13 protein-coding genes are annotated in these 12,055 nt (G+C 48.0%); 8 read left to right on the forward strand and 5 right to left on the reverse strand.

Features of this window, described 5'->3' with window-relative positions; all coding sequences use genetic code 11:
- From HMPREF2726_RS01115 to HMPREF2726_RS01130, 4 genes are all read left to right on the forward strand, one after another.
- Window positions 1-421: DUF2345 domain-containing protein (locus tag HMPREF2726_RS01115; RefSeq protein WP_148132446.1), on the forward strand; the 421-nt coding region annotated here is incomplete at its 5' end.
- A complete protein-coding gene (locus HMPREF2726_RS01120; RefSeq protein WP_070601910.1) occupies window positions 418-2,682 on the forward strand; it encodes an esterase/lipase family protein in 2,265 nt (754 codons plus the stop codon). The genes HMPREF2726_RS01115 and HMPREF2726_RS01120, both read left to right, overlap by 4 nt.
- A gap of 109 nt (window positions 2,683-2,791) precedes the next feature.
- Window positions 2,792-3,751, forward strand: coding sequence for a T6SS immunity protein Tli4 family protein (locus HMPREF2726_RS01125; RefSeq protein ID WP_009311627.1), 960 nt, complete (start codon window positions 2,792-2,794; stop codon window positions 3,749-3,751).
- 181 nt (window positions 3,752-3,932) lie between these two features.
- Window positions 3,933-4,535, forward strand: coding sequence for a DUF4112 domain-containing protein (locus HMPREF2726_RS01130; RefSeq protein ID WP_070601912.1), 603 nt, complete (start codon window positions 3,933-3,935; stop codon window positions 4,533-4,535).
- Window positions 4,536-4,869: 334 nt separating this feature from the next.
- Here HMPREF2726_RS01130 and HMPREF2726_RS14055 read toward each other — a convergent pair whose 3' ends face one another.
- From HMPREF2726_RS14055 to HMPREF2726_RS01145, 4 genes are all read right to left on the reverse strand, one after another.
- Window positions 4,870-5,031: a hypothetical protein gene (locus HMPREF2726_RS14055; RefSeq protein WP_009311625.1), complete on the reverse strand. Its 162-nt coding sequence runs from the start codon at window positions 5,029-5,031 to the stop codon at window positions 4,870-4,872.
- A gap of 74 nt (window positions 5,032-5,105) precedes the next feature.
- Window positions 5,106-5,576, reverse strand: a complete 471-nt coding sequence (recX, locus tag HMPREF2726_RS01135; RefSeq protein ID WP_036529096.1) for a recombination regulator RecX — start codon at window positions 5,574-5,576, stop codon at window positions 5,106-5,108.
- A gap of 199 nt (window positions 5,577-5,775) precedes the next feature.
- Entirely contained in the window at window positions 5,776-6,486 is a 711-nt protein-coding gene (locus tag HMPREF2726_RS01140) for a phosphoglycolate phosphatase (protein ID WP_009311623.1), read from the reverse strand.
- A 503-nt stretch (window positions 6,487-6,989) separates the two neighbouring features.
- A complete protein-coding gene (locus tag HMPREF2726_RS01145; RefSeq protein WP_003764370.1) occupies window positions 6,990-7,454 on the reverse strand; it encodes a winged helix-turn-helix transcriptional regulator in 465 nt (154 codons plus the stop codon).
- A gap of 427 nt (window positions 7,455-7,881) precedes the next feature.
- On the opposite strand from HMPREF2726_RS01145, the gene HMPREF2726_RS01150 reads away from it, so the two are divergent.
- The 4 genes from HMPREF2726_RS01150 (at window position 7,882) to HMPREF2726_RS01165 (ending at window position 10,768) form a co-directional block, all read left to right on the forward strand.
- Complete coding sequence (locus tag HMPREF2726_RS01150; RefSeq protein WP_009311622.1) at window positions 7,882-8,652, forward strand: sulfite exporter TauE/SafE family protein; 771 nt, start codon at window positions 7,882-7,884, stop codon at window positions 8,650-8,652.
- 104 nt (window positions 8,653-8,756) lie between these two features.
- Window positions 8,757-9,848, forward strand: coding sequence for a chorismate synthase (gene aroC, locus HMPREF2726_RS01155; protein WP_009311621.1), 1,092 nt, complete (start codon window positions 8,757-8,759; stop codon window positions 9,846-9,848).
- 236 nt (window positions 9,849-10,084) lie between these two features.
- Window positions 10,085-10,549: a ProQ/FINO family protein gene (locus HMPREF2726_RS01160; RefSeq protein ID WP_003777487.1), complete on the forward strand. Its 465-nt coding sequence runs from the start codon at window positions 10,085-10,087 to the stop codon at window positions 10,547-10,549.
- 6 nt (window positions 10,550-10,555) lie between these two features.
- Window positions 10,556-10,768, forward strand: a complete 213-nt coding sequence (locus HMPREF2726_RS01165) for a hypothetical protein (protein ID WP_036529093.1) — start codon at window positions 10,556-10,558, stop codon at window positions 10,766-10,768.
- Between the two features lie 375 nt (window positions 10,769-11,143).
- On the opposite strand, the gene HMPREF2726_RS01170 is transcribed toward HMPREF2726_RS01165, so the two are convergent.
- A complete protein-coding gene (locus HMPREF2726_RS01170) occupies window positions 11,144-11,767 on the reverse strand; it encodes a phosphoribosylanthranilate isomerase (RefSeq protein ID WP_009311620.1) in 624 nt (207 codons plus the stop codon).
- Window positions 11,768-12,055 lie beyond the last annotated feature (288 nt).

Here is a 12,055-nt window from a genome sequence, read left to right on the forward strand (position 1 = left end):
CGAGTTGCAGTTGAATGCGCTGAAGGATGCGGTACTGACCAGTAGTTCAGGCAGAGTAAACATCGCAGCGCAAGAGGAAGTTTTAATTACCTGTAAAGGCGCATACATCAAATTCTCGAATGGAGAAATTGAGATTGGCAGTCCGAAGCTGGTTAGGGTGAAGGCGCCGTTGGAGGTGACTGGACCGCAGAGCTTGAGCCACATGTTTAATAATATGCCTAAATCAAAATTTGATCAGGAAGTAATCGTTACCACTTTAAATGGAAGCCCGATTGCAAACCGCCGATTTGTTCTAACACGTGCTGACGGTACCAAAATACGGGGGACTACGGATGCAAATGGTAGTACCGGCATTCAGCGCAATGATTCTACTATGGAAAAATTTACCTTGACTCTTTTGCCTAAGGACAAGAAGAAATGATTGACCCAAACATTAAATTAAATCCGACATTGGATAAAAACGGCAATCCGACCGCACAAGCGAGGATGACATCTACGGAAGATCAGCAAAAATGCCAGATGGAGATTGCACGCTATATGCCGATCATGCTTCTCCCCGGCATTATGGGATCCAATCTGCTATATCGAAACGGTTGGGTAAAGCCCAGTCAAAAATCTGAATCGGGAGAGCCGGCTAAAGATGTTGATAACGGAGAGGAGAATCAGGACAAGGACTGGGAAGAACTCAAGACGAAGAAAGTAGAAAAGTCATGGATGCCGCCAAACGGTCTATTAAAATCAATAGGTGCAGCGTTTAAAGATGGTTTGTTTCGCAGGGTAAAAGCACGTCATCGGGAAATTCATCAAGAATTGACTGCTGTCGATTGGCGAGGGCCGATAATACATATTCCTAAAAATCCTATAAGAACTAATACTGAATGTTTGAAAAAAAAGATTTTAAAGGCCGGTGAGCAGCGACACAATCTCAAAATGGCGCAACTGCAAAAAAGCCCTTCTTCTGATTCTTCGGAAATTCGTGATGAGCAAAAGCAATATGAGGAATGGAAAGAGAGATGGGAAAATGGAAAACCCCGTCCTAAAGAGTTAATCAAAGAACAATTGCGTTTTCGAGGCTGGGGAACGGTTAATGCCGATGCTTATCAAGATTTTGCGGTTTTTTTAGAAAATAATCTGAATAATTTGGCTCAAGATATTAGAGATGCTGCTAAAACCAGCAATGGAAATCAAAATGGAACAAATGGCTTGAGTGATAGTGATTATGCGAATTTTGTTGCAAAGAAAAAAGACACGCAGCCTTGGAAAGCCGTATTGGCAAGGATAGATCGATATATCATCAATCGAGACAAAGAGCAGCCAGAATTGGAAAAGCCTTTGTCTGAACAAGAGTCTAGCGTTGAAGCACAGAAAATGTTGGCTAACTGGTTGAAAAAAGTAGTGAATTATCAGTTTCCTGTCTATATATGCGGCTACAACTGGTTGCGTGACAATGCCGAGTCAGGAACTGGGTATTCATCAAGATCCTTAGAGTTTTTGGAATCAGAAAAAGAGGATGGTACCAATTTTCCATTTGGTCCCAGTGATTTGAATAGTCGTATTCAGCGTGCATTGGAAGAATGCAATAGTGAGCAATTTTTGATTCTTACCCATTCCATGGGTGGTTTGGTAACGCGTGCGTATGCAAAGAAGGCAACTGGTGACAAGCCGGGTGAAACTAAAAATGCTGATAAAATCTGCGGTATTTTTCATAATGTTATGCCTGCTACGGGCTCACCTGCTTTTTATAAACGGTTAAGGGCAGGATTTAGTCATGAACCGCCACCGCGCCGTTTTTATGAATATTTCACGCCGACTTTATGGTTAAGCGCATTGAAAGAGCTTGGTTTTGCAGGGGTGCTGGGTTTTACTTCGCGCGCAACTTCCCCCATTTTGCTCAATTCGCCTGGTGCCATGCAGCTGACTCCTTGGCCGAATTATACTCCACGCCGCTTTAGTGGAGATAAGGTAAGCGATCCAAATGCTTGGCTCTACGTGGCAGATCATAAGGGGGAAAATATACGCTTCAGTTTCAATACTGAAGAACTCTATCAAAATTATGATAAATGGTTTGGTTTATGGCCTACCAAGCCCAAAAATCTTAATGACGGGCAACAAGAAGAGCAGATAGACTACATTAATTTCAATCCGAATGGTACAAAGACTATCTTTCAACAAGATAAAACAGATGCAGATATTTTTAAAGCTAATTTCGATAAGGTGCAAATGTTTCAAGACAAGCATGCTACTTATTATTTAACTGATGACAATAAAACCCGAATCAGTCTTTGTGACAGTAAAGACCACCTCACTTGGGATACTATTAAATGGGTGAGTGATAGGAATTTCCCTGGAGACTTGACTAAGCAAGAGTTAATCGAGGCGGTATTGACTAAGCCTGAAGATTCCGGGCCTAGGGGTAAGGTAAAAATAAAATTGAGGGATGAAGATTACTTTCTTCATCTTACTGAAAAAAAGAGGACAGACAGGGGAGATGGTACCGTCCCTACTGCTTCGGGAGAAGCGCCGATTACCCAAGGCTTTTTTGCTAGAAAAGATGTATTGGTAACCGGAGATAAAAATGTAGGCGGCTATGAGCATGGTTCTTCATATAATTTTGATGAAACCCGTCATGATGCCTTTTTTGCTGTTTTAGAATCTGTCGCTTTACGCGGACAGGAAGATTAATCCCTTAAAGGAACTTATGATGAAACCGACCGCTACTGTATTGCTGACAGTTTCCCTACTTGCCGCATGCGCCCCTGCCGTTTCACCACTTACAGAAAGGAATCCCTCCATGACTACTGCTTCTTCATCTATCGATACCGCCTACTGGACCGAACAGCCCTATTGCAGCGGCCGCTATCAATTGCGCCTGCCGTCCCAACGTCATCACGGCAGTACACACATTGATTACAACGGTTGGAGCGTGATGGTTATGTTTAATGATTGGGATAGAAACGTTAGGACTATCAATAGGTTTAAACGTAGTGGTTATGATGGAACTGATATTGTTGTTGATACCCGCACCCTGATCCCAGATCGGGCGATGATGCAAGTAACACGTAGCGATTTTTCTTGGGAACGCAGCATTACAATTAAAGAGAAGGGAATGCCCTACGAAGCCGATTTGTATTTTAAGTTGGATGATAACGACGCTTATATCGTACGTGGTTATTTCTATATTCCCGCTGAAAACGGTAAAGCCCCTGCTAACTGGAAAGCCAAAGAGAAAGAATTGATAGATGGCATGGAGAAAAAATTCCGCCAAGATTTCCTGAATAACCTGCGGGTACGGCAAGAATTTGAAGTACCGAATCGGCATGGTATCTGCCTGATAGGCGGTTTTATTGCGGACGATGGCAAAAAACCGTTTACAGCGCATACTACTGTCGGCTTTGCCAAACAACACGATATGAGTCTGGAAATTATGCATGGCGACGAGCTTGAGAAAGGCGAACCGACGCTGCTGCAACGGGATATTGCTCCGGAAAAAAGCGCATTGGCAAAAATCTTTAAAATCACAGGCTACCGCACCATCCGCCAAGGCCCGCGTACGATTAACGGCATGTCAGGCACGGAAAAACTGATCAAGTGGGATGGCAACAAATATATGTTGATTTGGGAGCGAGACGGCGGCAATCCACGCGTCATGATGCAGTTTGGTACCGAGAAGAAAGATGGAACGAAGCGTAGCGAAGCCGAAGTCCTCGCTATTTGGGATACCGTTCTGCCAACTTTAAAACCAATCAAATAATGTAAGCGACGAACCCAAGGTCGTCTGAAATATGGTTTTCAATATTTGGAACCGTATTTTCAGATGACCTTGCGTTACAAACAGCCATACTGCAATTGGTTTTTATGGAGAATGATCGTAAGTAAACAACCATGACGTTGTACCGCTCTGAATTTTATTCACCCACTACAATAAAAACATGATGAAGCACACACCTATACCTTATGAGCGTCAGGAAATCATCCGACGTGAGCGCGAGTTGGCTAAATATGCCAATACTATGGATAGTTTGTTTTGCATTCCTTTTACCAAACAAGGAATCGGCGTTGATGCTATATTGTCGCTGATTCCTTTTGTCGGGGATATTGCCGGGCTTTTTTTGACGATGAAGGCTTTTCGCATGGGGCGGGAGTTGGGCGTGCCGGATCATAAAATGCGTCCTGCCGTATATCTTGCTTTTGCGGATATGTTGCTCGGCATGATTCCTGTCGTCGGTACGCTTATCGATATTTTCTTGCAGCCGAGCCGCCGTACTTCGAAAGTCATCAATGAATATGTGCGCAGCGAGTATGGTGTGGATTGTGATCTGCATTTGGAGCGACCGTTTATGCACGCGGCTTTGGAGAAGAAACAGCAGCAATCAGATTTTTGGCGCAAACCTGTTGCGGCTTGGCTTTATCTGCATATACCTGATTTTTTCGGTTTGATTGTGCTGGTGTTGATGGGTTGGATAACGGTTGCAGTAAGCAAATGGGCGTGGGGCGGTATAACTTATCTGCTTCACGCTGTTGCCGGTTGGTTTTGAGCGGATAGATAATTTAACGTGAATGGCTTTAAGCCGGTATGGTGTTGCCTGATCTGAACTCAAATGTGTTTTGATATAGTGGATTAACTTTAAACCAGTACGGCGTTGCCTCGCCTTGGCTCAAAGAGACATTCTCTAAGGTGCTGAAGCACCAAGTGAATCGGTTTCTGTACTGTCTGTACTGTTTGCGGCTTCGTCGCCTTGTCCTGATTTAAAGTTAAGCCACTATAGTATTGGAAAAGGTCGTCTGAAAAATCGATATTTGATTTTTCAGACGACCTTTTTGCAAAGTGAAAACGGTTGTAAAAAATGGGATGTAGAGAGAGCGAGAAATTTAGTTTAACCAAAAACGGAATACTAAATAAAACACCAAAATCAATACGCCCGCCCATACGATAACCATAAATCCGGCGACAGCCCGACCGAGTCGGTAAACAGGGTTTTTGCGTTCGTCTTCCAAAAGCGGATTAGGGGCGTTGCGTTGTTCTTCGGACATGGTCATCTCTGTTGTGAATGGGTGGCAAAAGCGTAAGGGTACGCCGATGGACAGGAAGATTCAAGCAGGGCGGTTTAATTTTCTCCGTATTCAAAAGCATCGTCTCCGTCCCAACTGCTTTTGAGCGCGGTGTGGATGGTGTCCATATCGAAGCCGCGATAGGCGAGGAAGCGCGCTTGTTTTTGCTTGTCTTTCAAATCGGCGGCGGGCTGTTTGAATTTTTTGCGCAACACGGCGACTGCGGTTTGCAGTTCGCTCGCTTTGTCGGGCATGAATTCGCGACTGACGGTTTCGTCTATGCCTTGCTGCGCCAATGCCTGTTTCAGACGCAGAGAACCGTGTTGGCGGCTTTTGCTGTGGATGTAGGCTTCGGCGTAGCGTTGGTCGGATTGCCAGTTGCGTTCGGCAAATTCGTCCAACACGTTTTCCAATTCTTCTTCGCTTTCGGCATACGGGACGAGCTTGCGCTTGAGTCCGACGCGGCTGATTTCCTGTCGGGAAAGGATGTCCATCGCGCGGGTGCGTAGGGATTTTTGGGGTTTCATGCAGAGGTCGTCTGAAAAGGTCGATTCGTAGGTCAGATTCTTGAATCTGACTTGTGTGTCGTAGGATAGAGGAGAGATAAGCAACTTTCATTCCGTCATTCTCTTTGTTCGATAATGACGAATCTTTTTATTTCCACGGCTCTATTTTCAGACGACCTTTGAAGTGGAAATAAAGGTCGTCTGAAAACAAGGATACTGATTACTCGTCGTCTTCTGCTTTTTTCGGTCGCAGGTTTTCGTAGATTTCGGGCAGTGAGCCGATAATCCAATCGGGCTTGGTCGTCTTGTCTTGTGAGAGCAGGGTCATGTCGCCGTAGCCGAAGGTAACGCCGACGCTGAGGCAGCCTGCGGCTTTGGCGGCGATGATGTCGTTGCGGGAGTCGCCGACCATGATCATATTGGCGGGGTCGATGCCCAAGACTTCGGCGGCGTGTTGCAGCGGCAGCGGGCTGGGTTTCTTTTCGGGCAGGCTGTCGCCACCGAGAATCAGGCTGAAGTAGTCGGCGAGTCCGAGTTGTTTCAAAAGTTCGGCGGCGAGGATTTCGTTTTTGTTGGTGATGACCACCAGCGGGATGCCCAGCGATTTGAGCAATGCCAGTCCGGCTTCGGTTTCGGGGTAGGGACGGGTGAAGTCGCTCAAGTGGTCGCGGTAGTATTTCATGTAGAACACGAAACCTTTTTCCCATAAATCGGGCGCGGCTTCTTGGTCGCGGTCGTTGGTGATGACGCGGTGGACGAGTTTGCCGATGCCGTCGCCGACGTAGCTTTCTACTGTTTTGGCGGGCAGCGGCTCCATGCCGAGATATTCGCGCATGGCTTCGGCTGCGGCGGCAAGGTCGGGGACGGAATCGCATAATGTGCCGTCCAAATCAAAGGCGGCAGCTTGGACGTGTTCGATGGCGGCGGTCATGATGTGTTTTGCTCGTGAATGACAGGGACGCGTATTTTAACATTGATTCGGCGGGCAGGCTTGGAAGCTGCTGATGCCGGTTTGGTATTCGGTTTGCAGCGGGTGGTTTTTATTTTATTGGGATACGGCAGGTTAAGAGCAATGAAATAGAGTTACAGCTTAAATATTACAATGAATTAATTTAGAAATTTTACAAGAAAAATACTTGCCTAAAATTTTATTTTCATGGATAATTCGATTCGTTAGCTGGTTCGAGTAGTCAGTTAATAGTTTCTCCTCTATTTCTCCTTTGTAGACTTGGCACACATTCAATTGAATGTGTGCATTTTTTTTTGTTTGTGGGTTTGGTAGGAAAATGCTTGGGCTTGATGGGGATGGGATGGGTTTGAAACTGTCAAAGCATCTTGGTTGATAGTGTTTCTATCGTGGGTATAAAAGGTATTTTGAAAAAAGGTCGTCTGAACGTTATAAACTTTCAGACGACCTTTTTAAATGTAGTTAAATCACTCTAAGTCTAACACTGCCGTTTCTTTGACTTCTTCCATGACGACGTAGCTGCGGCTTTCCGCTGCTGCAGGCAGGTGCAGCAGGATATTGCCCAACATATCCCGATAAGCCGCCATATTGGGCAGGCGGACTTTGATCAGGTAATCGTATTCGCCGGATACGAGGTGGCATTCCAAAATTTGCGGAATCCGCATGATTTCACGACGGAAATCTTCAAAAATATTGCCCGATTTGGAACGCAGCTTCAGCTCGACAAAGACCAGCAGGCTTTGCCCGAGTTGGTGCGGGTTGAGGCGGGCATGATAGCCGGTAATGAAATTGTCGCGCTCAAGGCGGCGGACGCGTTCGGTAACCGGAGTAGTGGATAATCCGACTTTTTCTGCCAACTCCGTCATGGGTGTTCGGGCATTTTGCTGAAGGATTTTCAGGATTTTCAGGTCGGTTTTGTCTAATTCTTTCATCGCGGAGTTTCTTTCAACTGAGCTGAAACGCATCATTTAGGTAGATAGATAAAACGCAGGGCAGAGCAACGCAAAGCCACCCTTGCTTTAAGTTGACCCACTATATCTTTAAAGCGACTGAAAAGAAAGTCAGTCAGCAATCAATGGCATTGCACTTTTGCGGTATCGGGTCAAACAGGTCGTCTAAAAACGGTTTTGTCCGTAGTCGTAGTACCTTAATAGGCGGGAAAATAAGGAAGGGCGGATTCTAATGGAGGAACGCCTCTTCCGCAATGTGAGTGACTGAATCTAAAAGAAAAGGTCGTCTGAAACGGGATAGGCGGTAATACAGTGCAGATGGGTTTCAGTTAAAATACCGCCTGTTCCAGATAGCATTCCGCCACAATCGCTCGACACCGATAAGGCAGCTTTTTTCAAGGGAGGGACTATGCCCGTAGATTCCTTTTTCTACCTCTTACTGCTCACCGGATTTTGCGCCGGACTGATGGACGCGGCGGTCGGCGGCGGCGGGTTGTTGCAAATCCCCGGGCTGTTTAACTTGCTGCCAACTTCCACACCTGTTGCTTCGGTGATGGGCGTGAATAAGTTTGCCTCATGCTGCGGGACGGTTACTGCCACGGGGCAATATCTGCGCAGAATCCCCGTACCGTGGAAAATGCTGCTGCCCGCAGCCGTGCTGGCGTTTGCCGCTTCCTATCTGGGCGCGAAAGCCGTGGTCTTTTTCCCCGTGCAATACATGAAACCGGCGATGCTGGTCATCATGATTGCCATGTGTGTTTATACCTTTATCAAAAAAGATTTGGGACAAACGGTGCGCACCGAGAAGCTGACGCGCCGTGAAACCTTGTGGGGCTTGTTTTTCGGCGCATTAATTGGCTTTTACGACGGGATTTTCGGGCCGGGGACGGGCAGCCTTTTGGCTTTCGTGTTCGTCCGCTTTTACGGCTACGATTTTTTGACGGCAAACGCATCGGGCAAAGTCATCAACTCGACCACCAATCTTGCCGCGCTGACATTTTTCATCCCGCAAGGACACGTCGTTTGGGCGTGGGCAATCCCGCTTGCGCTGGCGAATTTGTGCGGCGGCGTGGTCGGCGCGAAATTGGCGATACGCGGCGGCACCCAGTTTCTGCGTTACGGATTTATGGTATTGCTGTGCCTGACCATAGGCAAATTCGCTTGGGATTTGATTCGATAACAGAAGACGTGTCAAAGGCGGGATTCGTCCTCCGAAAGCGTTTCAGACGACCTTTGTATGCTAAAATCCGTCATCTTTCAGTATATGACCGATAGAGGGAAAACATGGCAGGCAACACTTTCGGACAACTCTTCACCGTTACCACCTTCGGCGAAAGCCACGGTGCAGGTTTGGGCTGCATCATCGACGGCTGCCCGCCCGGACTGGCATTGACCGAATCAGACATCCAAGCCGACCTCGACCGGCGCAAACCCGGCACCAGCCGCCACGTTACCCAACGCCGCGAAGCCGACCAAGTCGAAATCCTCTCCGGCGTCTTCGAAGGCAAAACCACCGGCACCCCCATCGCCCTCTTAATCCGCAATACCGACCAACGCAGCAAAGACTACGGCAACATCGCCACCAGCTTCCGCCCCGGTCATGCCGACTATACCTACTGGCACAAATACGGCACGCGCGACTACCGCGGCGGCGGCAGGAGCTCTGCCCGCGAAACCGCCGCCCGCGTTGCCGCCGGAGCCGTTGCCAAAAAATGGCTGAAAGAAAAATTCGGCACGGAAATCACCGCCTACGTCACCCAAGTCGGCGAAAAAGAAATTCAGTTTGAAGGCTACGAACACATTTCCCAAAATCCCTTCTTCGCCGCCAACCAAAGCCAAATTGCCGAGCTGGAAAACTATATGGACAGCGTACGCAAATCGTTGGATTCCGTCGGCGCGAAACTGCATATCGAAGCGGTTAACGTGCCTGTCGGCTTAGGCGAACCCGTTTTCGACCGCCTCGATGCCGAAATCGCCTACGCCATGATGGGCATCAACGCCGTCAAAGGCGTGGAAATCGGCGCAGGTTTCGGCAGCGTCGTCCAGCGCGGCAGCGAACACGGCGACGAACTTACCCCGCAAGGCTTCCTGTCCAACCACGCCGGCGGCATCCTCGGCGGCATCAGCACCGGCCAGGACATCCACGTCAACATCGCCATCAAACCCACCAGTTCCATCGCTACACCGCGCCGCAGCATCGACATCAACGGCAATCCTGTCGAACTCGCCACCCACGGCAGACACGACCCCTGCGTCGGCCTGCGCGCCGCCCCCATCGCCGAAGCCATGCTCGCGCTCGTTCTTATCGACCACGCCCTGCGCCATCGCGCGCAAAATGCCGACGTAGCCGTCGATACGCCAGACATTACCAAGTAGTGCGGATAAAATCGAAAGAGGTCGTCTGAAAACAAACATGACGGATTGTGCCGAACATTTTCAGACGACCTTTCTCAACGCCTATTAAGATAAGTGTGCCGGCCCGTCCGCAAATAAACATTTACAATCGAACATTCGCAAAAAAACTTAGCCAAAACACAGGCTTTATACTAAAATACTGCCATTACCGTGCCATAGCGAAACGCACGGCTTTATTTTAGAGGAATACAAACGACATGACACAAGAAACCGCTTTGGGCGCAGCTTTGAAATCCGCCGTCCAAACCATGAGCAAGAAAAAACAGACCGACATGATTGCCGACCACATCTACGGCAAATACGACGTCTTCAAACGATTCAAACCGCTGGCCGTCGGCATCGACCAAGACCTTGTTGCCGCGCTGCCCCAATACGACCCTGCCCTGATCGCCCGCGTCCTCGCCAACCATTGCCGCCGCCCCCGCTACCTCAAAGCCCTGGCGCGCGGCGGAAAACGTTTTGATTTGAACAACCGCTTCAAAGGCGAAGTCAGCGCGGAAGAACAAGCCATCGCCCAACAGCATCCGTTTGTCCAGCAGGCTTTGGCAGAACAAGCCGAGCGCCAAGCGGCCAAACAGGCAGCGAAAACTGAGGCAGTAGAAGCCGAGCAAGTCGGCGCAGCCGCCGAAACTGAAGAAGTGGCACAAAATAACGCCGAATAATACCGAATGATTTTAAAAGGTCGTCTGAAAACGGATTTTTTGTTTTCAGACGACCTTTTTTATCGGTATTTCAAATTAACGGAGGAGGGAAAAGAGGAAACACGCTTTGCAACCATTATTTTTGCTTTGACAGGGGAGGGTAAATGGTGGGTGTTTGTTGATTTTTTATTGGGGATGATACGTTTTCTAAAGATGGATTTTTGTGTGCGTGAGAATTGAAGTAGATGGGAATATCTTGTTTTATTTGATTTTATTTTAAACTTGGAAAATCAAGATAAAAAAATGCGCATATCGTTTAGGATATGCGCCAAGTCTACAAAGGAGAAATAGAGGAGAAAAATCAAGCTGCATCAAGCAACTCAACGGGCGTTATTATCTACGAAAGGCATCGTTTTGTCAAATTTTTATATGCAAAAATTTTCTATTTTTTGAGAAAACGGCAGATTGTCTGCTTACAAAATGTCAGGTAATCGCCCTATTTTTTCTTAAAGTTTATATAAATCAATGGGTAAGTTGTGTGTTGTATAAGATACAGGATGCCTGTTCCATGTAAAACGGCATAAAATGCACCAACGCTTTTTGTGACCAAAAGGTTTACCGAATGGCGCGGACGGCTTGGATGAAGGCAGCCATTTTGGCTTCGTCTTTGATGCCGCCGGCGCTTTCCACGCCGCCTGAAACATCGACTGCCGCGGCATTGCTGGTTTGGATGGCTGCTGCGATATTTTGCGGGGTCAAGCCGCCTGCCAGAATCCAAGGTTTGGTCAGATTGTCCGGCAGCAGCGTCCAGTCGAAGCTCAGACCTGTGCCGCCGTATTCGTTGGGATGGTAGGCATCAAACAGCAGGGCGCGGGTGTTGGGGAATCGGGTTTGTGCGGCTTCGATGTCTGAAGCGGATTGGACGCGTATGGCTTTGAGATAGGGGCGGTCAAACTGACGGCAAAATTCATCGTCTTCGTCGCCGTGAAATTGGATGATGTCGATGGGTACTTGCCGGAGGGTTTCGCGGATGGTTTCTGCTGTTTCATTGACGAATAAGGCAACGACGGAGACGAAAGGGGGAAGGGCTGCCACGATTTTTTTTGCCTGTTCGGGCGTGACGGCGCGTTTGCTGGCGGCGTAAAAAACCAAACCGATGGCATCGACGCCCAGCTCGGCGGCTTTTCGGGCGTCTTCGGGGCGGGTGATGCCGCAGATTTTGATGCGGATGGTTTTCATCTGTTTTCCTTTTTGGGTCGGTCTGTTCGGTTGGTTGCAAAAGATGTGCCGCCGTTTAAATGGGGCATGGGCGTATTTTTGTTGATATCGTTCTTTATAGTCAAGGTCGTCTGAATATTTTCAGACGACCTGAGACCTTTGCAAAATTCCTTTTCCCTCGACAGCCGAAACCCAAACACAGGTTTTCGGCTGTTTCCGCCCCAATCACTCCTTAATTCTACCCAAATACCCTCTTAATCCTCCCCGAATACCCGATAATCAGGCATCCGGGCCGCCTTTTAGGCGGCA

The sequence above is a fragment of the Neisseria sp. HMSC074B07 genome (assembly GCF_001810355.1).
In the GTDB taxonomy this organism is placed as follows: Bacteria; Pseudomonadota; Gammaproteobacteria; order Burkholderiales; family Neisseriaceae; genus Neisseria.

What these genes read in the sequence shown, in the direction of transcription:
- HMPREF2726_RS01130 (WP_070601912.1), top strand. Translation starts at nt 3,933, where the DNA reads ATGAAGCACACACCTATACCTTATGAGCGTCAGGAAATCATCCGACGT.
- recX (WP_036529096.1), bottom strand. Translation starts at nt 5,576, where the DNA reads ATGAAACCCCAAAAATCCCTACGCACCCGCGCGATGGACATCCTTTCC.
- HMPREF2726_RS01150 (WP_009311622.1), top strand. Translation starts at nt 7,882, where the DNA reads ATGCCCGTAGATTCCTTTTTCTACCTCTTACTGCTCACCGGATTTTGC.
- aroC (WP_009311621.1), top strand. Translation starts at nt 8,757, where the DNA reads ATGGCAGGCAACACTTTCGGACAACTCTTCACCGTTACCACCTTCGGC.
- HMPREF2726_RS01125 (WP_009311627.1), top strand. Translation starts at nt 2,792, where the DNA reads ATGACTACTGCTTCTTCATCTATCGATACCGCCTACTGGACCGAACAG.
- HMPREF2726_RS01120 (WP_070601910.1), top strand. Translation starts at nt 418, where the DNA reads ATGATTGACCCAAACATTAAATTAAATCCGACATTGGATAAAAACGGC.
- HMPREF2726_RS01160 (WP_003777487.1), top strand. Translation starts at nt 10,085, where the DNA reads ATGACACAAGAAACCGCTTTGGGCGCAGCTTTGAAATCCGCCGTCCAA.
- HMPREF2726_RS14055 (WP_009311625.1), bottom strand. Translation starts at nt 5,031, where the DNA reads ATGTCCGAAGAACAACGCAACGCCCCTAATCCGCTTTTGGAAGACGAA.
- HMPREF2726_RS01170 (WP_009311620.1), bottom strand. Translation starts at nt 11,767, where the DNA reads ATGAAAACCATCCGCATCAAAATCTGCGGCATCACCCGCCCCGAAGAC.
- HMPREF2726_RS01145 (WP_003764370.1), bottom strand. Translation starts at nt 7,454, where the DNA reads ATGAAAGAATTAGACAAAACCGACCTGAAAATCCTGAAAATCCTTCAG.
- HMPREF2726_RS01165 (WP_036529093.1), top strand. Translation starts at nt 10,556, where the DNA reads ATGATTTTAAAAGGTCGTCTGAAAACGGATTTTTTGTTTTCAGACGAC.
- HMPREF2726_RS01140 (WP_009311623.1), bottom strand. Translation starts at nt 6,486, where the DNA reads ATGACCGCCGCCATCGAACACGTCCAAGCTGCCGCCTTTGATTTGGAC.